We start from the raw sequence: 22,502 nt of genomic DNA, 5'->3' as shown, positions 1-22,502 counted from the left end.
TTTATTCACCTCGAGCAAAAGTTTTGAATGTTTCATCGAATATTTCTGGTGTATAAATCTGCCAAATCTTCAAATTTTCAATTGCTTGATGGTACCAAAAAGTACGTCCATCTATACATTTGACACTATTTTCTTTTGCAATCTTTTGAAGAGGGGTATTATTGTAAACAATATCGTAAATTAAAGATAGATTAGAAAGATCTCTAACTTCTAAATTAAATGATTCTCCAAACATTCCAATAGAAGTGGCGTTTATGAAGGTTTTAGAACTAAGGATTATGCTTTGTAGGCGATCAAAAGATTCAATTTTTATATCTATTTTTGACAAGAAAATCTTTCTTAATTTTTCTGCTTTTTCAACCGTTCGATTTACAAGAAACAACTTTTTTATACCCATTTTTGACAAAGCGTAGATGATGGATTTGCTCGCACCACCCGCTCCAACTAAAAGTACTGGTTCTTGCAGCATCGATGATTTTAACGAGTTATAAAAGCCTTTCCAATCTGTGTTGTAACCTTTATTATTGAAAATGCAGTTAACCGCATTTATTTCTTTAGCTTCTTCAACAGGTTCGACGTATTTAATCACCTTTTCTTTGAATGGAACCGTAACGTTGAGCCCATCGTAAGAATCAATATATTTGATAATTTCATCGTCAAAATTATCAGGTACTATGACTATATCTTCATATACAGCATCGATATGAGCTTTTTTAAAGTATTCATTAAAAACCTTTTTTGATAAGCTTTCTTTGTGGGGGTATTCTAATAATCCAAATTTTTTCATCATATACTCCTTATCTTCTCAAAAATCTCTGTAAATTCTGGGAAAGATATATTCACGCATTCAAAATTATCAATTTCTATAGGATTATCTGCTATCAATCCGGCTATAGCAAGTGACATGGCTATTCTATGATCGTTGTAACTTTCACAAGTACAGTTTCCTCGTATTTTCTGATTGCCAATTATATCAAAACCATCTTCTTTTTCTAAAATATCTATGCCTAATTTTTTTAATTCTCTGGTGATTGCTCTTATTCTGTCTGTTTCTTTGTAACGTAATTCTTTTGCGTCTTTTATAGTTGTTTTCCCTTTCGCTTGGGTAGCAGCTATCGCCAGTATAGGGATTTCATCGATAATCAAAGGAATCATCTCACCTTTTATTTCAACACCTTTTAACGAACTACTTTTTACGAGTAAATCCCCAACTGGCTCATTGTTTAATGTTTTTTCGTTGATTATCTTTATATCCGCTCCCATCATCTTCAACACGGATAATATGCCAGTTCTAGTTGGGTTGATTCCCACATTTTTTATCAATAACGTCGAGTTTTTTGTTATAAGGGCAGCAACTATGAAAAAGGATGCGGATGATAGATCACCCGGTACAAAGAACTCCCGACCTTCAAGATTTTTAGTGAGACCTTGGATAACAACGGTTGTATCTTTTTGAGTGATATCAGCACCAAAATATTTTAACATCCTTTCAGTATGATCACGAGATTTGGCAGGTTCTATTACTTGAGTTTCTCCTTTCGCATACAAAGCTGCCAACAAAATTGCCGATTTAACTTGGGCGCTTGCAACTGGGGTTTTATAAACAATGGGGGATATATCTTTCGTACCCAATATTGTGATGGGAGCAAATTCGCCATTTTTCCTCGCAAAAAAACGTCCACCCATTTTACTTAGTGGATCTATGACTCTTTTCATAGGCCTTTCCCTCAAAGAGTCGTCCCCTGTAATTACACTGTAAAAATTTTGAGCCGATAATACACCCATCATTAAGCGCATTGTGGTTCCAGAGTTTTTTGCGTTTAGAACGTTTGATGGTTCAATGAAATTATCCTTTCCCTTACCCTCTACAATTACCTCATCTTCGCTAATTTGTTTGATACTGGCGCCTATTGAATTTAATATATTTAACGTACTTAAGGTATCTTCAGAACTTAAAAAATTGTGTATTTTTGTTTCACCTTCAGCGAGGGAACCAATGATTAGTGCCCTGTGTGATATTGATTTATCACCTGGTAGGGTGATCTCTGCATTTATATTTTCTGTTGGAGTTACTTCAATTTTCATCTTTTCCTCCCAATATTGAGTTTTTTTGCCTTTACAACTCGAATTTACTTATTTTGATCATATCATCTTTTATTTCGTTGTATTTATCTTCGATTAAATTCTTCTTGAAGGCATTTAACTCTTTTTCAAAGTTCTCAATTGAATCTAGTATATTCTCCTTGTTTTGTTTGAATATATCGATCCACATTTGGGGATCGCTTTTTGATAATCTTGTTGTGTCTTTAAAACCAGATCCGACTAATTTTAGATAATTTTCATTATCTTCTTTTAAATTCATCAGAGTTTTTACTAGATAATAAGCAGTTATCTGCGGCAAATGGCTTGTTGTTGAAAGAATTTCATCGTGAGTTTTAGCATCTATTATTATTGGAATGGCTCCGATTTTTGTGATCAACCTTTCAAACTTATTAAAATATACTTGGTCACAATTAGCACTTTTTATCAATACATATTTTTTGCCTTTGAATAAATTCGCCTTGGCGTTTAATGGACCAGACTTTTCTGATCCTGCCAATGGATGACCTCCTATGAAATTGACCCTTTTGTTTTTAAAAGTATCAAAGAGTTGCATAATTTCATATTTAGTACTACCCACATCGGTTATAACTGTATTTTCTTTTACTAGACTAATTGTATCATGTAAAATACTTTTTATACTTTCTACTGGCGTTGCAAAAATTATTAAATCCGCTTTTGAAATTTCTGATATTTTGGCAGGTTCATCGATAGCTCCTAACTTTAAAGCTTCTTTTAAAGAGTTATTATCGATATCGTATCCAATGATATTTTTAACTTCTTTTGTTTCTTTAAAGGCTAATGCTAATGAAGTTCCAATCAATCCAGTGCCAACAATTATCGCGGTGTCGAATAACATTAATCGTTCCTCCCAATAACAACGTTGTTTGTGTCTCAGGCTAAGATTTTACTGTCTATTTCTAATAAGGCTTTTATTTGATCCATTAATTCACTGAATTGCTCAAAATTTAGAGATTGCTTACCGTCAGAGAGAGCGTTTTTAGGATCCGGATGGACTTCTATTATTAATCCATCAGCACCAGCGGCTACAGCAGCTTTTGATAGAGGAGCGACGTATCTCCAATCTCCACTGGCGTGACTTGGGTCGATTATAATAGGTAAATGGCTGTATCTTTTGATTACAGGTATTGCACTGATGTCCAAGGTATTTCTGGTTTCATCAGTAAATGTTCTAATTCCTCTTTCACACAGTATAACTTGGTTGTTCCCTTCAGAAATGATATATTCTGCTGACATTAAAAATTCTTTATATGTAGCTGATAGACCCCTTTTAAGTAAAACTGGCTTGTTGAGCTTACCTACTTCTTTTAAAAGCGCAAAATTTTGCATGTTTCTTGTTCCTATCTGTAAAACATCAGCATATCTTGAAACCAACTCGACCTCTCTGGTGTCCATAACTTCTGTAACTATCTTTAGACCAGTTTCTTCACTTACTTCTTTGAGAATTTTTAATCCTTCTTCCTTTAAGCCTTGAAAAGAATATGGAGAAGTTCTTGGTTTATAAGCTCCACCTCTTAGGAATTTAACCCCTTTCTCTTTTAAGAATAGAGCGGTTTCTAAAACCTGTTCTTTACTTTCGACTGCACAAGGTCCAGCAATCGTTAAAAAATTTTCTCCTCCTATTTTTATCCCTCCTATGTCGTATATTGAATCTTTAGATTTGAATGTTCTACTTGCTAATTTGAAAGGTTGAGTTATCTCTACAACCCTTTCAACCCCCGGGAATGTTTCAATGTTGCTTAAAATGTATTCCCTGTCACCTTCTCCTACTACCCCAACGATCGTGTGATTTTCTCCTTTATCAGGATGAGCTTTAAAACCTACTTCTTCCACTTTTTTAATAACATTTCTGATTTCCTCTTCTGTTGCATTTTCCTCCATTACAATTACCACCAGAATTCACCTCCGAATTTTAAAAATATTGTCTTTAGAGATTCTAAAACTTGTTTTAGCGCCCCTTCGCCCCCTTAATTTATTTCTAAAGTATCTGTAAAAAAAATAGGTGCCTACTAAAAGAGTAGACACCCATTTTGGAATCTTTGCGGACTATGTTTTTATACGACAAAACAAAGCCACCAAAATGGGTGTCTTGCTAAAATACCAATAATATTTATTTTCATTTTCGATTAAGACCTTTGTAACCATTTATGCTCTCTCCTCAACTTTCCTTTAAATTTATTTTATCAAGAAAAAAGATTTTTGTCAACTTCAAAAGATTTTTTTCTCCGTAATTCAAAATTAATAGGTATAAAAGTATACACATCTGTAAAATAGACTAAATGAAAAGGTGCTAAAATTTTTTATGAAGTATAGATTTAAAATGCTTATTTACAAAGTAAATGGAGGTGAATAGTCATGTATTATACTACTATGTTGTTGTTGATACCACCATTGATATTAGCTATCTGGGCTCAAAGTAGAGTTAGCAGTACTTTCAACAAATATTCTCGGGTAAAGGCATCAATTGGAGAGCCAGGCTATATGTTTGCCAGAAGATTACTTGATTCCGTTGGGTTATATGATGTTAAAGTCGAAAGAGTAAGAGGTACTTTGAGCGATCATTATGACCCTACAAAAAAAGTTTTGAGACTTTCTGACTCCACTTATAACAGTTCGTCTATAGCGGCATTAGGAGTTGTGGCTCACGAAGCAGGTCATGCTATACAACATGCTAAGGGTTATAAACCTTTAGTTCTTAGGAATCTGGCAGTACCGTTGGCAGGTTTTGGTTCTAATATGGCGTGGATTATCTTTTTCATTGGACTAATTTTTTCTACACCTTTCTTACTGAATGCAGGAATTTTCTTGTTTCTTTTCGTGGTCTTATTTTCAGTTATAACGTTACCAGTTGAGTTCAATGCAAGTAGTAGGGCTTTGAAACTTTTACCCGTTATGGGCATGTCTAAAGAAGAAGTATCAGGTGCAAAAAAGGTGTTATCAGCCGCTGCGTTGACCTACGTGGCAGCTGCGTTGATGTCGATTGCTCAACTTTTGAGAATGCTGGTGTTAGCTCGTTCAAGAAATTAAGGTATATCTTCCTATGGTTTGCAAAAGATGGATACTGTATGGGCGAGTTCAAGGTGTTGGATTAAGACATTTTTTAAGAGTGCATGGAGTAAGGCTTCAACTTGAAGGGTACGTTAGAAACTTACCCGACGGTTCGGTTGAGGTGGTTGCACAAGGAGAAAAAGAAAAAGTTTTGAAACTAAAAACTATCATCTTACAAGGAAATGGGTTCAGTAGATTAGAAGATGTTCAAGAAGAAGATTTCCCCATAGGGAATTATGGAAGTTTCCATATAGAGTATTAAACCAAAATAGAGGCGAGTAGCCTCTATTTTTTTCACCATACTTTCAAACTTTTAGTAAATCTTTTTATTTCTTTAAGCAACTTACCTTTGTCATAACTGTTTTCATCGATTATTTTTATTAGGGCACTTCCCACAATTATTCCATCGAAGTATTCAATAATATTTTTAGCCTTTGTTGGGCTATCTATTCCAAAACCGATAGCTAAAGGTATATTAACATAATTTCTCACTCTTTGTGAATACTCTTTCAAATGCTCCATAGGTGCTTGGCTATCCCCTGTTACTCCCATAATAGATACACAATACAAAAATCCAGAACATACCTTAGAGATTTCTTTTAGTCGCTCTTCAGAGGTATTTGGAGCAACTAGTAAAATAGGATCGATACCGTTTTCTTTTATTTTTGCGTAAAATTCCTCTTCTTCGTCAAAAGGCAAATCAGGAATTATTACTCCAGAGATGCCTGTATTCACGGCTTCTGTTATAAAATTGTCGATACCATAATTGAGAATTGAGTTGTAATAACCCATTAAAACGAGTGGGCAAGTAACCTCTTCTTTGATTTCATTCAAGGTTTCAAAAATTTTTTTAAGGGTAACCCCATTTTTTAAAGCTTTTTGGCTTGCTTTTTGAATTATTGGTCCATCTGCTAAAGGATCGGAAAAAGGTATTCCTACCTCTATAATATCAACACCATCTTTGTTCAATTCTAATATAATTTCTTTTGTAGCCTCTAAGTTCGGATCTCCGGCTGTTATATAGGTGATTAAAGCCTTGCTATTTTTGAAAACTTCACTTATTTTGCTCATTCTAGTGCCTCCCTACCAAGTTTTATATAAGAATCGACATCTTTGTCTCCTCTTCCAGAAAGATTTATCACCATGATTTTATCTTTATCAAGTGATGGTGCAATTTTCATAGCGTAAGCTATTGCATGGGAACTTTCAAATGCTGGGATGATTCCCTCCAATTTCGTTAAAAGTTCAAAACCTTTCAACGCTTCTTCATCTGTTATCGATACATACTGAGCTCTTTTTTCATCATGTAGATAACTATGTTCAGGTCCCACACCCGGATAATCTAAACCTGCAGAAATAGAATATGCCAGTTGAATTTGACCGTCATCATCTTGTAAGACGTAAGATTTACTCCCGTGAAGGACGCCTATTTTCCCCGCAGTTAAAGAAGCGGCATGTTGGCCAGTTTCTAATCCTTTTCCTGCAGCTTCCACTCCTATCAATTCAACATCTTTATCTTCTATAAAAGGGTAGAATATACCCATAGCGTTACTACCTCCGCCAACACATGCAACTATATAATCAGGCAACCTTCCTTCTTTTTCTAAAATCTGATTTTTAGATTCATCACCAATAACCCTTTGAAAATCTCTAACTATTTTAGGATATGGATGTGGTCCTACAACAGAACCTATAACGTAGTGGGTGTTTTCTACGTTTGTAACCCAGTCTCTAATAGCTTCATTTATGGCTTCCTTTAAAGTTTGGCTACCGCTGTATACAGGCACTACTTTTGCTCCCAACATCCTCATTTTGTATACATTGAGCGCTTGTCTTCTGATATCTTCTGCCCCCATGTAAACTATACATTCCAACCCAAATCTAGCTGCAGCGGTTGCTGTTGCCACACCATGCTGGCCTGCACCAGTCTCTGCTATTATTCTTTTTTTATTCATTCTTTTTGCAAGTAATACTTGCCCCAACGCGTTATTAATTTTGTGCGCCCCCGTATGGTTTAAATCTTCTCTTTTTAGATATATTTTTGGACCATTAAGATATTCGGTGAATCTTTCAGCAAAATATAAAGGGGTGGGCCTTCCACAGTAATCTTTCAACAAACCTTGGTATTCATTTATAAAATCAGGATCTTTTGAATATTTTTCGTGAGCTTCCTCCAACTCTTCGAGCGCTGGAATCAACGTCTCTGGAACGTATCTACCTCCATACTGACCAAAATAAGCTTTTTTCATAAAATTTCATCCTCCTTTTTTATTTTTTTGCAATTAAAAAGTTTGTTATAGCACCCCTTCGCCCCGCTTCCCACCCTTCTTTAGAAAGGGACCTGCGGTCCCATAAACCCATACATTAAGGGGCTTCGCCCCTTAAGATCCCCAAAACCAAGTTCAAAGTCAAATTCATCTAAAAACACAGTTTGCATAGTGCAGCAAACAAGGGGTAAACCCCTTAAGATCCCCGTGCATCATTTGCTGCGCAAATGAGAATTTGGAAATTATTTCAAAGGAATTATGAACAAGGCGTTTTGCATAAGGCTGCAAAATGCTGCGCAAATGAGAATTTGGAAGTTACTTCTAAAGCTTTATAAAAAACATTTTGCACAAAGCTGCAAAAGGGCTCCGCCCTGTGACCCTTTTAAAATCAAAATCTTGTTTCTAAAACGTGTGTTAAAGACCCTTCGCCCCGCTCCCTAGCCTTTTAATTTTATTATTTTATTTTGATAGAATTTATCCTATCGATAGTTTCTTTTATTAACCTAATATCTTTTTTACCTGGATACAATTCAACTTTGCTGTTTAGATCAACAGCATTGGGTTTAATCGTTTTTATAGCTTCAACTATGTTTTCTGGGCTCAAACCACCCGCTAAGATGAACGGTTTTTTTATATTAGCTTCTTTTAAAATCTCCCAATTGAAAGTATGCCCTGTACCACCTATCTTTTCACCAATTTTTGTATCAAATAAGAAGTAATCCACAAAATCATTGTACTTGGATATTTCTTCCAAAGAACTCTTATTTTCAATTTTAATAGCTTTTATTGTTTTTAACTTGCAATTTTTAATTATATTTACGTCTTCTGATCCGTGAAATTGAACGTAATCAAATACTTTACTTCTTTCAATTTTTTCAATTTCTTCTTTGACAGGATTAACTACTACAGCTACCCTACTTACAAAGGGGGGTAACTCTTTAGATATTTCAAGAACCTTTGATAATTCAATTTTTCTTGGGCTTTCAGCTAAAATGAAACCTAAAGCATCTACCCCGGCTTCGGATATGTTAATAGCGTCTTCAATGTTTGTGATTCCACAAACTTTTATCCTAATCACTGTAAATTGCTCCTTTTTTCTGGAAATAGTTCTCCAATCTTCGAAACAGGATCGTTTTCTTTCATTAGAGCTTCTCCAATTAATACCCCATCTACCCCCAAACTTCTAAGATAATCGATATCACTTTTTTCTTTAATCCCACTTTCTGAAATAACATAAAAATCCTTACGTTTATCTAATTTTTCAAGTTCTTCAAGTAGTTTTTCTGTGTTTCGTAAGCTAACAGAAAAATCATTCAAATCTCTGTTATTTATTCCCAAGATTTCAGTTTCAGTATCTAAAACCTTTGTTAATTCTTGGGGGTTATGAACTTCGACTATAGCTTCTAAACCAATATCTTTTGATATCTTAAGAAAATCAGAGATCTCTTTTTTTGTTAGTATTGAAGCTATGAGTAAAATAACGTTGGCACCAAGAAATAATGACTGGTAAATCTGTATAGGATCGATTATGAAATCTTTTCTTAAAATAGGAAGGTTTGTTTTGGTTCTTAACTCTTTTAAAATATTTGTACTACCTTGAAAGTATTTTTCATCAGTTAGAATAGAAATAGCATCTGCACCACCTTTTATATATAACTCTAACTGCCTTTGTGGGTCAAAATTCGTTGAAATGATCCCTTTACTTGGCGAGGCTTTTTTGATTTCCGCTATTAAAGTTAATTTTCCTTTTTTGAAGGTGTCTTTTAAGGAGATTTTCTTTTCTTTTAGCTTTGCTACTTCTTCCCTTTTTGTTTCTACTATTTTTTCTAAATACATCATTTCCTCCTTTATCAGAATTTTTCACTATTTTAGCGCCCCTTCGCCCCGCTGCCCACCCCACCCTTTCAGGAAAGGGCCTGCGGTCCCAGTCCCTCTTTTTCTAAGAAAATCTAAGAAGTTTTTGCTTGTAAAGATAGAAAGTTAGTAAACTCTACCATCTCTTTCAATTTCTTCATTGCTTTTCCACTATCAATTATCTCTTGTGCAAAACTGATACCTTCTTCTAAACTGTTGACTTTGTTTGCCACGTATAACCCAGCTGCCGAATTCAAAACGACCACATCCCTTTTGGGACCCATTTCACCGTTAAATATGTTTAATATTATTCTTCTATTTTCTTCTGCGCTTCCGCCTTGGATCTCTTGTATGCTGTACTTTTCCAGCCCTAAATCTTCCGGGGATATTTCTAACTTTTCTATCTTACCTTTATTCAAAAACGCCACTTTATTCTTTCCTGACAGGGAAAATTCATCTATGCCTTCCGAACCATGAACAACCATCGCCCTTTTAACTCCCAAGTTGTTCAAAACCTCTGCTATGGGGTAAACCAGCTTTGGATCGTATATACCCATTAATTGATATTTTATATTTGCAGGATTTGTTAAGGGCCCTAAGACGTTAAAAATGGTCCTTATTCCTAATTCTTTTCTTGGTACAGCAGCATGTTTAGTAGCTTTATGAAAATCTTGAGCAAAAAGAAAAGCTATATTTATCTCTTTCAAGCATCTTTCAACTGAAGAAGGGGGTAATGATATATTGATTCCAAGAGATTCCAATACATCCGCGCTTCCACTTTTACTTGATACGGATCTGTTACCGTGTTTTGCAACAACAACCCCAGCTGCTGCCAAGATAAAGGCTACAGCGGTAGAAATGTTGAAGGTTCCCTTAGCATCTCCACCTGTTCCACATGTATCCATAAGTTCGCCGCTTTCAATACTTATGGGTGTTGCCTTTTCTTTCATAACTTTTGCACTTGCTGTGATTTCTTCCACCGTTTCTCCTTTCATATGCAGAGCAACTAAAAAACCAGAAAGTTGACTGTGTGTTACTTTACCTTCCATAATCATCTCCATCGCCTGTTCCATCTCGTCCAAACTCAAATTTTCTCCTTTTACAACTTTTTGAAGATAGTAATTAAACATAGCTGACACCCCTTTCAACTTTAATATTTATAAAATTCTCTATTAATCTCGGTCCTACTGTTGTTAAGATAGATTCTGGATGGAATTGTACCCCATATATTTGGTAACTAATGTGCCTTAAGGCCATGATCTCTCCGTCTTGTGTAGAGGCGGTAATTTTTAATTCTTTCGGGAACATCTCGTTTGACACGATAAGTGAATGGTATCTGGTAGCTTCAAAGGGGCTATCTATACCTTGAAATATATCCTTTTTTTCTTTGATATATATCTTAGAAGTCTTTCCGTGGAATATCTCTTTTGCTCTGACAACCTTTCCATTGAAAGCCTCGGCAATGCACTGATGGCCTAAACAGATTCCAAGAATTGGAATTACTCCTTTAAAGTGTTTAATGGTTTCGATGGAAATTCCAGCATCTTTGGGAACACCTGGTCCCGGAGAAATTATTATGTGAGAAGGCTTGAGCATTTCAATATCTTTTACAGTTATTTTGTCGTTTCTATAGACCAAAACATCATCGAACTCACACGCTGTTTGATATATGTTGTAGGTGAATGAGTCGTAATTGTCTATCAAAAGAATCATCTCAACAATCCCCCTTTTCTAAAGATTTGAACATTGCCATTGCCTTGTTGACTGTTTCATAATACTCATTTTCAGCAATCGAATAAGACACTATACCAGCACCAGCTTGTATCCTTACTTCATTTTCTTTGCACACCATCGTCCTTATTGCAATACTTGTATCTAAATTTCCTTTTGTATCAATGTATCCAACTACGCCGGCATAGATTTCTCTTGGTTCGTCTTCCAATTCATCAATTATTTCAATTGCCCTAATCTTTGGAGCTCCTGATACGGTCCCGGCTGGGAACAAAGATTTCAATACATCAAGTGAGTTTAAATAATTCTTTTTTAAACCTTCAACTTGCGAATAGATGTGCATCACATGTGAATATTTTTCAATTCCAAAAAATTTTGTAACCTTAACACTTCCTTCTTTACATACCCTGCCTAAATCGTTCCTTGCAAGATCAACAAGCATTATGTGTTCCGCCCTTTCTTTCTCATCACTTAAGAGTTCTTTTTCTATGGCTTCATCTGCTTGGGGAGTTTCTCCCCTCTTTCTTGTACCAGCAAGGGGCCTGGTGATTACTCTTTGGCCTTCAACTTTTACTAGCATTTCTGGAGAAGAGCCAATAATGGTTGCTTCTGGAAAATTAAGATAAAACATGTAAGGTGAAGGGTTTATCTTTCTTAGATTTTCATATATTTCAAAAGGATGTTGCGTTATTTTGCAAGAAAACCTTTGAGATATGACGATTTGAAAAGCCTCACCAGCGTTTATATAATTTTTTGTTTTTTCTACTTTTTCGACGAATTCTTCTTTACTTGTGTGGTGTTTGATCTTCAATTTGACTTGATCATTATTTCTTTCTTCTTCCTTTTGAGTAGAGGCTTTTTCTAAATCTTTTAATATCTGATGATTTTCATGTTTAGCCAAAGAAATTCGACTTTCTATATCTTCTTCTGACCCGCTATTCACAACATTAACCAAATATCCCAATTTTTCATTTTGATCTAATATCAATGAGATTCTTGGAAATACTAAGATAGATAGTGGTAAATCTCCATGTTTGAGATCTTTATCCATTTCATTATGGTATATATCTTCCCAAACGGAAATAATCTCATAACCGAAGTATCCTACAAAACTTGCAAATAAATCTGGGATATTTAGAATACTTTCATACTGAATACTTTCTAACTGTTCCTTTAAAAAAGATATGTAGTCTGTATTTTCATCAAGAAAAGCTTTACCTTTTTCAAAAAAATGGAGTCTTGTCTTCTTCTTGGTTGTATAATTTAATTTCGCGACTTTTAATGGAGTGATTCCTAATAAGGAATACTTTTTTTCGTTGATCGAAAGATTTTCTAATATAAACGAATATTGATTATTTAAAGCAATTTTTTTATAAACTACTGTTGGATCAGGATTTTCCAGGCTTATTTTTTCTATAACTGGTAAAATTGTTTGATTTATTACAGACCTTTTAGTATACATATTCCCCTCCTTCTCGGCATTAATTTTTGCTTAGTTTGTGCTTTTTAAAAAAATAAAAGGAGGTCCTTTTATCCCTTTTTTAATAGGAAAAAGACCTCCTTAATTAAAAAAGGGCATCCCTGAAGGGATGCCCTTTGATTACTTTTTAGGCAGATTCATACAGGCACCCCTATCCGAGATGCCACCACCAATTAATTATATTTATTGTATTGTTTTTTAACTTGGGTGATTTAAAAAAAAGCTTTTCTTGATCAAACATGCTATTACCCCGTTAATATCAATTTAATTTTAGTATAACATAATTTTTTAACCTTGTCAAGTTTCCTTCCACTTTAGCTTTTTCTCTGTCTCTTTTTGCTATCTCTTCTAATGTGTTAAACATTTTTGGCACCTCCATTTCTTTTAACTCTTCGTAACCGGTTTGTTAGATTCATTGGCGATGCTATTTATAGTATGTCTGATTTTTTTATGGAGAAATCTTTGCCTATTAGTTCAGTTTGTTCGCATTTTAAATCTGTTTCTTTTCTTTGTTGTGTGATCTCTCTTGGTAGAAAGGCTTTTAGGAAGTCATAGAATACGGTTCTGTCTTCAAATAATTCTTTGAATATGGAGTCTTTTTAATTATACCATATGTTTTTGAAGGTGTGTTATCTTATCATATAACTCTCGTATAATGATTTTTATTAGCGCCCCTTCGCCCCGCAGCCCGCCCGGATGGAAAAGATCTTTATTAGCGTTCTTCCCCCGCTCCCCACCCGTGTGGAAGAGGGACCTGTGGGCCCTTTCCCCACTTTTCAACCATAAGGAAAGGGGTCTGTTCCTTTTTAACCCACGGACCACCCGTTTTAGGAAGAAAAAGTAGGCAAGTTGGGTTTTAAAGTTCCGTGTTTTAAAATAAGAAAGGTAATGGTATAATAGGGTTGATTGAAAAACGCTTGGGAGAGAAGAAGTGTTCGTTCATAGAGGTATATATTAAGTAGTTCAAATATAAGTCCTAAGATGAAATTTGATAGGGTGCTACGTAAAAACATTTCATAAAAAGCTCATACCGTTAACCTACAAGTTAAAAAAATATTAGTTTGTGTCATTGAGGAGGGTAATATAAAGATATATTTTTAACAATATTTAATATATTATACCATCAATTGATGGTATAATATGAGTGTAGGAGTTATAAAATGGTTGAATTTTTTCTAGAATTATTGAAACAATTTATCAATAATAATCAATTACAGCTCGTGAAAAGGGTGAAGGGAATGTATGAATTGAAAAAACCAAAAGAAAGGTTGTTCTGTGAGCAATGTGGAAAATTGGTGGGGTATAAAACTATAAAAAAGAAAGAGAATTATAACGTTAAGAATTACCCTATTGAAGTCGAACGAACTATTGCTATATGTGAAGAATGTGGGGCTGAGTTACTTGAACCCTATTATGAGAATGAGAATTTAAAAGCGGCATACAGAAAATATGCTGAGTTGAATAATTTGGTGTTACCTGAAGAGATCAAGGAAATTAGAAGTAAGTATAATGTCTCTCAGACACTATTTGCCTTGATTTTAGGTTTAGGAGAAGCTACTATACAACGTTATGAGATGGGTTCATTACCAACCAAAGTTAATAGCGATTTGATCAAGAGAGTTTCCGAACCGATTGAATTTTACAAAATTTTAAAAAGTAATCAAGATAATATTCCCGATATCGAGTATAAGAGGATCTTAGGAAACATTCAGAGAATTCTTAAAGAGTTTGAAAATAAACTTGAAGTTCAGGAATTGGAAAAAATTTTGTATATTAAACATCCTGAAATAGACATTGAAAAAATGAAAGGCTTAATAGCTGGATTATTTTATTATTCAAATAAATATCATCACAAGGATTTTTTATACAAAACCGTCTTTTTTAAATTGCTATGGTTAGTGGAAAAGGAATCTAAAAAAAGCCTTGGCAGGCAAATTGCTAATTTGAAATTCATTCATTATAATTATGGTCCGATTCCTAAAGGAGCAAAAAATGAAGAGGGCGTTCTTTTAGATTATTTGATAAAGACAAATTTAATAAGAATGAATATCGATTTTTCTAAAAAGTTTTTGCAAGAGACGTATAAGATTGGTTTGGTGGATCAAACTCCTTTAAGGAATTTAACAGATGAAGAAAGAAAGATTGTAGAAAAGATTGTTAAAAAGTATGGAGGATTGAGTGCTAGAAAATTAGTTGAAGTATCACATAATGACGTGGCTTATAAAAGTTCAAATTATGATGAAGAGATAGTGATTTAGGGTCAATCTTTTTATGGATATATCTGATCTATAACAATATACCACCTTATCACACAAATGCTGTGCAACGAGTTTTATAGCGCCCCTTCGCCCCGCAGCCCGCCCGTGTGGAAAAGATCTTTATTAGCGCCCTTCCCCCGCTCCCCACCCGTGTGGAAAAGATCTTTATTAGCGCCCTTCCCCCACTCCCCACCCGTGTGGAAGAGGGACCTGCGGTCCCTTTAACCCTGTTTTTCACACATAAGGAAAAGGATCTTTATTAGCGTTCTTTTACCTCGCAGCCCGGTCCATAGTTAGCCCTTATGCTTCACAATCTAAGTTTTTTATCCTTTGGGTGGATGTACTATGATTAATCGATTTTAAAATATCTTTATAGTAAAAATTTAATTAAAAAGTCTATTTTTTATTATATCTTGGTATAATATACCATGAAGCTGATTAAATATATATCTAAATTCAACGGAGGTAATAAAATAGTGAAGTTTAAAATAGTAGTTGACAGTTGTTGTGATTTAACAAAAGAAATTAAAGAAAGATTTGATATATCGACAGTTCCATTATTTATTGATATTGATGATCAACATTTTATAGATGATGAGAATCTAGACCGTGAAAAACTACTGGAGGCAATGAGAAACTCTACCGAAGTTCCTAAAACCGCCAGTCCAGGGCCTAAGCCATTTCTAAATTTATACGAGAAATATGAAAATGCCTTTGTAGTTACCTTATCTAAGGAGTTAAGTTCGAGTTATCAGAATGCGGTTCTCGCTAAGAATATTTTATTGGAAGAAGCTAAAGACAAATTCGTGAAAGTATTCAATTCTTTTAGCGCTTCTGTCGGTGAAACAATGATTGCTTACAAAATTGGTGAATTAATTGAAGCAAAACTCGGTAGGGACGAAATAATAAATAAAGCAGAAAAATATATAGAAGAGATGAAGACCTTATTTGTGCTTGATTCGCTAGATAACCTTATCAAGGCAGGGCGTATGGGTAAGTTGAAAGGTGAATTTGCATCTTTATTGAATATAAAACCTATTCTGGCTGGTACTAGAGAAGGTACTATAACTTTATTGGATAAAGCGCGAGGAAGCAAAAATGCGATTAAAAAGCTAATTGATAAAATAGGAGAAGTAGGGAATAATTTGAAAGATAAAGTTTTAGGAATTGCTCACTGCAATGCTCTCGAGAGAGCTGAGTATATCAAAAAAGAAGCAGCTAAAAGATATAATTTTAGAGATATAATTATTGTGGAAACTGCAGGGATAAGTACTGTTTATGCTAATGAAGGCGGAGTTATACTTGCTTTTTAAAGTGAATTAAATTTTGGAAAATCCCCGCCACTCTAGGCGGGGATAATATATAAAAAGTTTTTTTGCATTTATCTTTGTATTATATAGCAAGAATGAATGCAGGTGAAATTTTCTTTCGGTCCTAGATAAGAGATTTTTGATTATGACTTATAGGGGGTTTTCTTCGGCATAAAAGGCTGCAGAAGCTGCCCCTAAAATTCCAGCATCTTCTACTAAAGATGATTGTTCTATAGTGTAAGTATCTGCGAAACTGCTCATAACATATTTTTTTGTCATTTCTCTTAATGGAACAAAAAGAGCATCACCGGCTCTGCTTAATCCTCCGCCGATTATAATTTTTTCTGGGTTAAAGGCATGAACATAACCTCCAATAGCCCGTGCAAGTGCATCGATGGCAAAGTTACAAACTACACTGGCAAGAGGATCATTTTTTTCATAAGCTTGAAAAACGTGTTTTGATTCAATCTTTTCTTTTTTTCCGGCTAATTTTAAAACAAGGCTGTCTGGGTACCTATCTATCAAATTTTTGGCTTCTAATGCTATATATTTCGCAGAAGAAGTAGCTTCTACACATCCCCTATTACCGCAACCGCATTGTGGACCATTTGGTACAACTACAACATGTCCCAATTCTGGGGCTAAACCGTCTTTACCGGTTAAAAATGTGTTGTTACAAACCACTCCGGAACCTATGCCTGTTCCTATGGTTAAAGCGATGAAATCGTGCAAACCCTTTGCTTTCCCAAAATACCATTCACCAAGTGCAAAGGCATTGGCATCGTTTTCTAAAAAGACGTCAACGTTTATATTTTCTTTTATCAAGCGAACCAATTCAAAATTTCGCCAGTTTGGAAAATTTGGGGAAAATCTCACAATTCCATTTTTTCTATCTATAGAACCTGGTGAACCTATTCCAATTGCTGAAAATTCAGTGTTTTCCGTTAAATCTTTCACGGTTTTTGTTATATTAGCTATTACTTGGGCATTTCCCATTTCAACTTCTGTAGGTCTAGAAATCTTTTTAATTATTCCTTTTTTTTTCATCGACTAATCCGGCTTTTATCTCAGTGCCTCCCAAATCGATTCCTACTACCAACATTGTCATCACTCCTTGAAGTGTATTTGCTGTCTTCTACTATATTTGCTCCCCTCCGCCCAGCAGCCCACCCTTGGACATTAAGGGGCTTCGCCCCTTAAAATCCTCAAAATCAAAGTTTATTTTAAAAAAAGCTTTTTGCACACGGCTGCAAAAGGGCTCCGCCCTGTGACCTCACCCTGGGCACAATTCTGCCAAAAATATATTATAATAAGTTTATCAATCTATTATATCAAAAGTTAAATTAATTATTTAAAAAAAAGATGAAGTTCTACTAAATCTATTTTTTAAAATACAAAAAATAATAAAGGGTGAAGAAAATGGTCTATGCAATTATAGTAGCAGCTGGAGAAGGAAAAAGAGCGGGATTTGAAATTCCAAAACAATTTGTAAAATTAAATAACAAAACCATATTGAGAATGTCCGCTGAAAAATTCCAGAATTCAACATCAATAGATAAGTTTCTCGTCGTATCTCACAGAAACTACGTGGATTTAACAGAAAAAGAAGTTAAAATCTTTTCAAAATTTGAGAATGTGGTAATTGGCGGGAGCAGTAGACAAGAAAGCGTTTATAACGCCCTGTTGTATTTGAGTAAAAAAGATAATAAGCCTGATTTAGTTTGCATTCATGATGCCGTAAGACCTTTCGTTGATATTAAGAAAATAGATGAAAGCATCTACAAGGCCAAAGAAATAGGAGGGGCTGTTTTGGCAGAAATGGCAGAAAATACGGTTTCTCAAGTCAATAACGGTCGGATTTTAAAAACTTTAGAAAGATCCCAGATTTATCTGCATCATACCCCTCAAACTTTCGATTTTGCTAAATTACTTAAAGCTTATCAAAATGCCGAAAAGATCTTATCTTCTTTCACAGATGATGCATCTATATTTATTCATTCTGGTTATGAAACATCGATTGTGGAAGATCACAAAAATAACATCAAACTTACAAAAAAAGAGGATTTTGAACTAGCCAGATGTTTTTTTGAATTGAATCCCTAATCTAAAAATGTTTCAAAAACCTTGATTCCAACATCTATTACCTCATCGGGTGGTAAAAATTCAGGGTTATGAAGACCGTGGTGTTCTCCTTTGGAACTTCCTAACCAACACATTAGTGCGGGATATTTTTTTGATATGAAGCCAAAATCCTCACCCGTCATTTTTAAGCCACAGTCAACAAAATTAAATGTTTTTGAGAGTTTAGAAATAAATTTGTCGTATAGCAATGAATCGTTGACGACTTCCGAATAGAAAGACCCTTTGCTTAACGAATAATCAACCCCTGTCATGGTCTTTATCCCTGACAATATATTTTTCATATCTTCGAAATATTTTAGGCTATTTTCAGAATCGACACCTCTTATACTCCCCTCAACATGGGAGTTCCCTGGTAGAATGTTGATCGCGCTACCTGCACTTACTTTACCAACGCCGATTACAAAAGGTTCCATGGGATTTTTTGGAAGTTTATCAAGCACATCTAAAAATATGCGAAGGGCGTTCAACGCATTTTTGGATTGATGGGGAAAGGCAAGATGTGAAGAAACCCCTTCAAAATCCACAAAGAACTCAAGGGCTGAAGCAAAAAGCGTACCACGCGTTGAGGCTATGGTCCCCACAGGGAAGTCATCGTTGACATGTAGTGCAAAAGCCGCTTTTATATTGTACTTATCCAATATTCCACTTTCGATAACTCTTTGAGCTCCGCCCTTTGATTCTTCTGCAGGTTGAAATAAAAATATTATATTTTTCTTTACTTTATTTTTTATCACGTTGAGAAAAAAACCATACAAAATAGCAGTATGAACGTCATGACCACATGCGTGCATGTATTCATTTTTCGATTTGAAATCAACGTTGGTCTTTTCTTTTATATTTAAAGCATCGATATCTGCCCTAAAAAGAAGGTACTCCTCACCGCTGCCACCATTATACTCAACAATAAGTCCCGTTTTTAGAGGTCTGTATACGTTAATGTCAACGTTGTAAAAGGTGGCGGCTTCTTTTATGGTTGTTTCCAATAATTCGGTAGTTTGATACTCTTCAAGAGATAATTCCGGATTCTCATGTATTTTATGTCTCAATTCGTAGGGTAGAATGATCATTTTAAAACCTTCTCTAATTTTACCAGCATCTTTTCGATGTCGTTATATTCAATATTTAAAGGAGGCAATAGACGAATCACACTGTTATGAAGTACATTCAACAAAAGACCCTCTTGTAGACCTTTTACCCTCATTTGAGGGTCCTCTTCTTTTAACTCTATGCCAATCATCAAACCTTTGCCTCGTACTTCTTTTACTTTTTCAAAATTTTTCTCTTTTAAATATTGCATTATGTAATTTCCTTTTTCTTCAACATCTTTCAGAAGAGAAGGGATATTTTCCACAATGAACCTAGCTCCCGCAAGGGCAACAGGATTTGGAGCAAACGTTGAGCCATGTTCTCCTTTTTCAAAAGCCCTAGAAATATTTTCAAGAAATAACGTACCTCCCAAAGGCAAACCGCCGCCTATGGATTTACCGATGGTTATAATATTTGGAGATAGCCCAAAATGTTGGTATGAAAAAATTTTTCCCGTTCGCCCAAGCCCAGCTTGAACCTCATCGCAGACTAAAATAAAATTATATTTCCTTTTTAAGTCCTCTATCAAAGATGCGAATTCTGGTTTGATTGATACTATTCCTCCTGATCCCAGAATCGGTTCTACAAAAACAGCCAACGTTTCTTCACCGAATAGATCGAAGTATCTACGTAAATCCTCTACATCGTTGTACTTTAGTTCTATCGTGTTGGGAAGCAAAGGTTCAAACGGTTCTCTTAAGTCTTTAAAACCGTTAATAGAAAGTGCGCCTAAAGTTCTACCGTGAAAACCGTTCTCGAAAAAAACGATCTTATTTCTTTTATCTGTTGCTCTTTTTTTAATGGCTTTTAAAGCAGCTTCAGTTGCCTCTGCTCCAGAGTTACTAAAGTAAACGGTGCCATTTTTCCCAGTGAAATTGACTAGTTTTTCTGATACGAAAATTGCATCTTCATCGAGAAAAAAATTAGAAGTGTGCATATATCTATCCATCTTTTCCTTCAACGATTTTAACAAAGATGGATGAGAATGCCCAAAACTCATTACTCCTATACCAGAAAATGTGTCCAGAAACGCTTCCCCTGTTTTATCGTAAATGTAACAACCTTCCGCTCTATCAATTTTTATTGGAAACGGGTTGAATACTTGTAGTAGGCTCATAAATCAAACTCCTTTGCTATATTTTCCACGGCTTTTTGGTTATACTCTTTTGGAATCAAACATGAAATTTTTATTTCCGAAGTAGTCACCAAAAAGATAGGAATATCTTCAATAGCTTTAAAAAATCGGGAAGCCACTCCTCTTGCCTTCCTCATACCAATTCCGACTACTGATATTTTGACTAAATCATTTTTAAAATCAATAAAATTCTCATGATCATTTTTAAGAGAATCACTTAAAACTTCTCGAAAATTATCGATTACGCTATCTACGATACTGAAAGAGATATCAGCTTTTTCATTATTTTTTATTATTGATATCATATCAATGTTTAAATTTTTGTTGGCAGCGATTTCAAAAATTTTATTAATAAAAAAGTGATCCGTCGGAAGATTTAAAATAGTGACTTGGGTTTGATTTTCAGCCACACTTAAACCGGTTACAACAGGTTCTTCTAAATATTCGTTGTAATTATCCACTACGTAACTTCCCTCCTCATCTGAAAAAGACGATGCACAGTATAACTCCACATTAAACTTTTTAGCAATTTCTACAGACCTTGGGTGCAACACTTTTGCTCCTAAAGCCGCCATTTCCAGCATTTCATCGTAAGTAACGTATTTTAATTTTTTTGCATTAGGATAAATCTTTGGATCGATTGTATAAATGCCGGCAAAATTACTGTATATCTCACACTTGACTTTTAAAGAAGCGGCTAAGGCAACAGCAGAAGTATCAGAACCTCCTCTTCCCAAGGTTGTCAAATCTCCTTCTTCTGTAATACCTTGAAACCCTGTGATAACCAAAACATCATTGTTTGCAAGATTTTTGTGAATTACCTCTTTGTTTATCGCTCTGATCTGAGCCTCATTGTAATCAGAAGTGGTTAATAATCCTAATTGAAAGGCATTCATGGATTTTGATCTGACACCTCTATCGTTCAATATCATAGACAACAAAGAGGCACTGATCTGTTCTCCAGTAGCTAAAAGCATATCCAATTCTCTTGGATTAGGGTTCTTAACTGTTTCTTTAGCTAATGCAATCAATCTATTCGTGGTCTCTCCTCTTGCAGAAACCACAACTAATACTTTAAACCCTTCATCTACCTTGTTACATATTCTCTTGGCAACGTTGTTCAACCTTTCAGAATCCGCAAGAGAACTTCCTCCGTACTTTTGAACTATCAACTGCATGTTTAATCCACCCCGGTAAATTTGATATGAACAAATTATTTCAAATTTCTAAGTCCTTCTACAAGTTGCGTTTTGGCTTTTGTTTTCTCGTCAACCTTCTTAATGAATTTTGCAGGGACTCCTGCTACCACAGAGTAAGGTTCGACATCAGAAATTACAACAGAGCCAGCTCCGACTATTGATCCCTGACCTACTTTCACTCCTTCTAATACCACCGCGTTAGCTCCAATAAGAACATTATCCTCAATCACCACTGGTTGAGCGCTTGGGGGTTCTATTACCCCTGCTATAACTGCTCCTGCCCCAATATGGCAATTTTTACCTATTTGAGCCCTTCCTCCTATAACGACGTTCATATCTATCATGGTGTTTTCTTTAATGCAAGCTCCTATATTGATAACGGCACCCATCATAACAACACAACCGTCGCCTATCTCCACAAGATCCCTTATTATGGCACCTGGTTCTATTCTCGCATTGTATTTAGATAAATCTGCCAACGGAATGGCAGAATTTTTTCTATCCCTTTCTATTCTGTAATTAATTATAGAATCTTTATAAGTTTCATAAATTGGTTTGAAATCTTCTTCTTCGCAAAACAAGATTCCGAATTCATTGTTACCGTAAAATTCTACATTGGAAAGATCTACTTCTTTGAGGTTACCTTTAAGGTAGACCTTCAAAGGATTCTTTTTCTTTGAGTTTGCTATTAAATTTATTATTTCTTCGGTGTTCATGATGACCTCCTATTAACTGTTTTAGCGCCCTTTCACCCCGCTCCCCACCCGTTTTAAGGAAAGGGACCTGCGGTCCCTTAGACCTGGAGGGGGAGGGCTCCGCCCTGTGACCCTTTTAAAACACTTGTAAGCTTTGCCTAATCTTTATTTGCGCC

Annotated in this window: 22 protein-coding genes; 5 read left to right on the top strand and 17 right to left on the bottom strand. The window is 35.1% G+C overall.

Annotation, left to right across the window (positions count from 1 at the left end):
- Position 1 precedes the first annotated feature (1 nt).
- Genes NAAC61_RS08410 through aroF form a run of 4 tightly spaced genes read right to left on the bottom strand, consistent with a single transcriptional unit; the run spans position 2 to position 4,014 of the window.
- Positions 2-787, bottom strand: coding sequence for a shikimate dehydrogenase family protein (locus NAAC61_RS08410; RefSeq protein WP_103065220.1), 786 nt, complete (start codon positions 785-787; stop codon positions 2-4).
- Entirely contained in the window at positions 787-2,085 is a 1,299-nt protein-coding gene (gene aroA, locus NAAC61_RS08405) for a 3-phosphoshikimate 1-carboxyvinyltransferase (protein ID WP_202695737.1), read from the bottom strand. Before aroA ends, NAAC61_RS08410 begins: the two co-directional genes overlap by 1 nt.
- Positions 2,086-2,116: 31 nt before the next feature.
- Positions 2,117-2,959 (bottom strand): prephenate dehydrogenase, encoded by an 843-nt coding sequence (locus NAAC61_RS08400; RefSeq protein WP_103065218.1) that lies wholly within the window; start codon positions 2,957-2,959, stop codon positions 2,117-2,119.
- A 35-nt stretch (positions 2,960-2,994) separates the two neighbouring features.
- Positions 2,995-4,014 carry a 3-deoxy-7-phosphoheptulonate synthase gene (aroF, locus tag NAAC61_RS08395; protein ID WP_103065217.1) on the bottom strand — a complete coding sequence of 340 codons (1,020 nt, stop codon included), beginning with the start codon at positions 4,012-4,014 and terminating at the stop codon, positions 2,995-2,997.
- 462 nt (positions 4,015-4,476) lie between these two features.
- Between aroF and NAAC61_RS08390 the strand changes: the two genes are divergently transcribed.
- Together NAAC61_RS08390 and NAAC61_RS08385 are read left to right on the top strand one after the other, a co-directional pair.
- A complete protein-coding gene (locus tag NAAC61_RS08390) occupies positions 4,477-5,148 on the top strand; it encodes a zinc metallopeptidase (RefSeq protein ID WP_103065216.1) in 672 nt (223 codons plus the stop codon).
- Between the two features lie 13 nt (positions 5,149-5,161).
- Positions 5,162-5,431 (top strand): acylphosphatase, encoded by a 270-nt coding sequence (locus NAAC61_RS08385; protein WP_012209023.1) that lies wholly within the window; start codon positions 5,162-5,164, stop codon positions 5,429-5,431.
- Positions 5,432-5,463: 32 nt separating this feature from the next.
- Here NAAC61_RS08385 and trpA read toward each other — a convergent pair whose 3' ends face one another.
- The 8 genes from trpA to NAAC61_RS08345 all read right to left on the bottom strand — a co-directional run bounded on the left by trpA (position 5,464) and on the right by NAAC61_RS08345 (position 13,091).
- Positions 5,464-6,240 carry a tryptophan synthase subunit alpha gene (gene trpA, locus NAAC61_RS08380; RefSeq protein WP_103065215.1) on the bottom strand — a complete coding sequence of 259 codons (777 nt, stop codon included), beginning with the start codon at positions 6,238-6,240 and terminating at the stop codon, positions 5,464-5,466.
- Positions 6,237-7,418, bottom strand: a complete 1,182-nt coding sequence (trpB, locus tag NAAC61_RS08375; protein ID WP_012209025.1) for a tryptophan synthase subunit beta — start codon at positions 7,416-7,418, stop codon at positions 6,237-6,239. The genes trpA and trpB overlap by 4 nt, the downstream gene beginning before the upstream one ends.
- Before the next feature lie 472 nt (positions 7,419-7,890).
- On the bottom strand, positions 7,891-8,514 hold the full coding sequence (locus NAAC61_RS08370) for a phosphoribosylanthranilate isomerase (protein WP_103065214.1): 624 nt from the start codon (positions 8,512-8,514) through the stop codon (positions 7,891-7,893).
- On the bottom strand, positions 8,511-9,272 hold the full coding sequence (gene trpC / locus NAAC61_RS08365; RefSeq protein WP_103065213.1) for an indole-3-glycerol phosphate synthase TrpC: 762 nt from the start codon (positions 9,270-9,272) through the stop codon (positions 8,511-8,513). Before trpC ends, NAAC61_RS08370 begins: the two co-directional genes overlap by 4 nt.
- Positions 9,273-9,385: 113 nt before the next feature.
- A complete protein-coding gene (gene trpD, locus NAAC61_RS08360) occupies positions 9,386-10,420 on the bottom strand; it encodes an anthranilate phosphoribosyltransferase (protein ID WP_103065602.1) in 1,035 nt (344 codons plus the stop codon).
- Entirely contained in the window at positions 10,413-11,003 is a 591-nt protein-coding gene (locus NAAC61_RS08355) for an anthranilate synthase component II (RefSeq protein WP_199171193.1), read from the bottom strand. The genes trpD and NAAC61_RS08355 overlap by 8 nt, the downstream gene beginning before the upstream one ends.
- 1 nt (position 11,004) lies before the next feature.
- Positions 11,005-12,483 (bottom strand): anthranilate synthase component I family protein, encoded by a 1,479-nt coding sequence (locus tag NAAC61_RS08350; RefSeq protein ID WP_103065604.1) that lies wholly within the window; start codon positions 12,481-12,483, stop codon positions 11,005-11,007.
- 446 nt (positions 12,484-12,929) lie between these two features.
- On the bottom strand, positions 12,930-13,091 hold the full coding sequence (locus tag NAAC61_RS08345) for an Rpn family recombination-promoting nuclease/putative transposase (RefSeq protein ID WP_233581217.1): 162 nt from the start codon (positions 13,089-13,091) through the stop codon (positions 12,930-12,932).
- Between the two features lie 570 nt (positions 13,092-13,661).
- Between NAAC61_RS08345 and NAAC61_RS08340 the strand changes: the two genes are divergently transcribed.
- Complete coding sequence (locus tag NAAC61_RS08340; RefSeq protein ID WP_237729844.1) at positions 13,662-14,759, top strand: type II TA system antitoxin MqsA family protein; 1,098 nt, start codon at positions 13,662-13,664, stop codon at positions 14,757-14,759.
- Between the two features lie 476 nt (positions 14,760-15,235).
- Positions 15,236-16,072, top strand: coding sequence for a DegV family protein (locus NAAC61_RS08335; protein ID WP_202695735.1), 837 nt, complete (start codon positions 15,236-15,238; stop codon positions 16,070-16,072).
- A 147-nt stretch (positions 16,073-16,219) separates the two neighbouring features.
- Here NAAC61_RS08335 and NAAC61_RS08330 read toward each other — a convergent pair whose 3' ends face one another.
- Entirely contained in the window at positions 16,220-17,116 is an 897-nt protein-coding gene (locus NAAC61_RS08330) for an ROK family protein (protein ID WP_237729842.1), read from the bottom strand.
- Between the two features lie 372 nt (positions 17,117-17,488).
- Between NAAC61_RS08330 and ispD the strand changes: the two genes are divergently transcribed.
- Positions 17,489-18,172 (top strand): 2-C-methyl-D-erythritol 4-phosphate cytidylyltransferase, encoded by a 684-nt coding sequence (ispD, locus tag NAAC61_RS08325; protein WP_202695733.1) that lies wholly within the window; start codon positions 17,489-17,491, stop codon positions 18,170-18,172.
- Here ispD and NAAC61_RS08320 read toward each other — a convergent pair.
- From NAAC61_RS08320 to dapD, 4 genes are read right to left on the bottom strand one after another with little or no spacing between them, the layout of a single operon-like run.
- Positions 18,169-19,278, bottom strand: a complete 1,110-nt coding sequence (locus NAAC61_RS08320) for an amidohydrolase (protein ID WP_202695732.1) — start codon at positions 19,276-19,278, stop codon at positions 18,169-18,171. The genes ispD and NAAC61_RS08320 overlap by 4 nt on opposite strands.
- Positions 19,275-20,414: an aspartate aminotransferase family protein gene (locus tag NAAC61_RS08315; protein ID WP_202695731.1), complete on the bottom strand. Its 1,140-nt coding sequence runs from the start codon at positions 20,412-20,414 to the stop codon at positions 19,275-19,277. The genes NAAC61_RS08320 and NAAC61_RS08315 overlap by 4 nt, the downstream gene beginning before the upstream one ends.
- On the bottom strand, positions 20,411-21,610 hold the full coding sequence (locus NAAC61_RS08310) for an aspartate kinase (RefSeq protein ID WP_202695728.1): 1,200 nt from the start codon (positions 21,608-21,610) through the stop codon (positions 20,411-20,413). Before NAAC61_RS08310 ends, NAAC61_RS08315 begins: the two co-directional genes overlap by 4 nt.
- A 35-nt stretch (positions 21,611-21,645) precedes the next feature.
- On the bottom strand, positions 21,646-22,347 hold the full coding sequence (dapD, locus tag NAAC61_RS08305; protein WP_121958880.1) for a 2,3,4,5-tetrahydropyridine-2,6-dicarboxylate N-acetyltransferase: 702 nt from the start codon (positions 22,345-22,347) through the stop codon (positions 21,646-21,648).
- Between the last annotated feature and the right edge of the window lie 155 nt (positions 22,348-22,502).

Origin of the sequence: Petrotoga sp. 8T1HF07.NaAc.6.1 (genome assembly GCF_016772115.1) — a bacterium.
Classification (GTDB): domain Bacteria; phylum Thermotogota; class Thermotogae; order Petrotogales; family Petrotogaceae; genus Petrotoga; species Petrotoga mobilis.
The sequence above is the reverse complement of the archived record's forward strand: the minus strand, read 5'-3'. Positions and strand labels throughout refer to the sequence as shown.

Bases quoted from the DNA above. Each gene is read 5' to 3' on its own strand.
- NAAC61_RS08410 (WP_103065220.1), bottom strand. From the start codon at position 787: ATGAAAAAATTTGGATTATTAGAATACCCCCACAAAGAAAGCTTATCA.
- aroA (WP_202695737.1), bottom strand. From the start codon at position 2,085: ATGAAAATTGAAGTAACTCCAACAGAAAATATAAATGCAGAGATCACC.
- NAAC61_RS08400 (WP_103065218.1), bottom strand. From the start codon at position 2,959: ATGTTATTCGACACCGCGATAATTGTTGGCACTGGATTGATTGGAACT.
- NAAC61_RS08390 (WP_103065216.1), top strand. From the start codon at position 4,477: ATGTATTATACTACTATGTTGTTGTTGATACCACCATTGATATTAGCT.
- NAAC61_RS08385 (WP_012209023.1), top strand. From the start codon at position 5,162: ATGGTTTGCAAAAGATGGATACTGTATGGGCGAGTTCAAGGTGTTGGA.
- trpA (WP_103065215.1), bottom strand. From the start codon at position 6,240: ATGAGCAAAATAAGTGAAGTTTTCAAAAATAGCAAGGCTTTAATCACC.
- trpB (WP_012209025.1), bottom strand. From the start codon at position 7,418: ATGAAAAAAGCTTATTTTGGTCAGTATGGAGGTAGATACGTTCCAGAG.
- trpC (WP_103065213.1), bottom strand. From the start codon at position 9,272: ATGTATTTAGAAAAAATAGTAGAAACAAAAAGGGAAGAAGTAGCAAAG.
- trpD (WP_103065602.1), bottom strand. From the start codon at position 10,420: ATGTTTAATTACTATCTTCAAAAAGTTGTAAAAGGAGAAAATTTGAGT.
- NAAC61_RS08355 (WP_199171193.1), bottom strand. From the start codon at position 11,003: ATGATTCTTTTGATAGACAATTACGACTCATTCACCTACAACATATAT.
- NAAC61_RS08350 (WP_103065604.1), bottom strand. From the start codon at position 12,483: ATGTATACTAAAAGGTCTGTAATAAATCAAACAATTTTACCAGTTATA.
- NAAC61_RS08340 (WP_237729844.1), top strand. From the start codon at position 13,662: ATGGTTGAATTTTTTCTAGAATTATTGAAACAATTTATCAATAATAAT.
- NAAC61_RS08330 (WP_237729842.1), bottom strand. From the start codon at position 17,116: ATGAAAAAAAAAGGAATAATTAAAAAGATTTCTAGACCTACAGAAGTT.
- ispD (WP_202695733.1), top strand. From the start codon at position 17,489: ATGGTCTATGCAATTATAGTAGCAGCTGGAGAAGGAAAAAGAGCGGGA.
- NAAC61_RS08320 (WP_202695732.1), bottom strand. From the start codon at position 19,278: ATGATCATTCTACCCTACGAATTGAGACATAAAATACATGAGAATCCG.
- NAAC61_RS08315 (WP_202695731.1), bottom strand. From the start codon at position 20,414: ATGAGCCTACTACAAGTATTCAACCCGTTTCCAATAAAAATTGATAGA.
- NAAC61_RS08310 (WP_202695728.1), bottom strand. From the start codon at position 21,610: ATGCAGTTGATAGTTCAAAAGTACGGAGGAAGTTCTCTTGCGGATTCT.
- dapD (WP_121958880.1), bottom strand. From the start codon at position 22,347: ATGAACACCGAAGAAATAATAAATTTAATAGCAAACTCAAAGAAAAAG.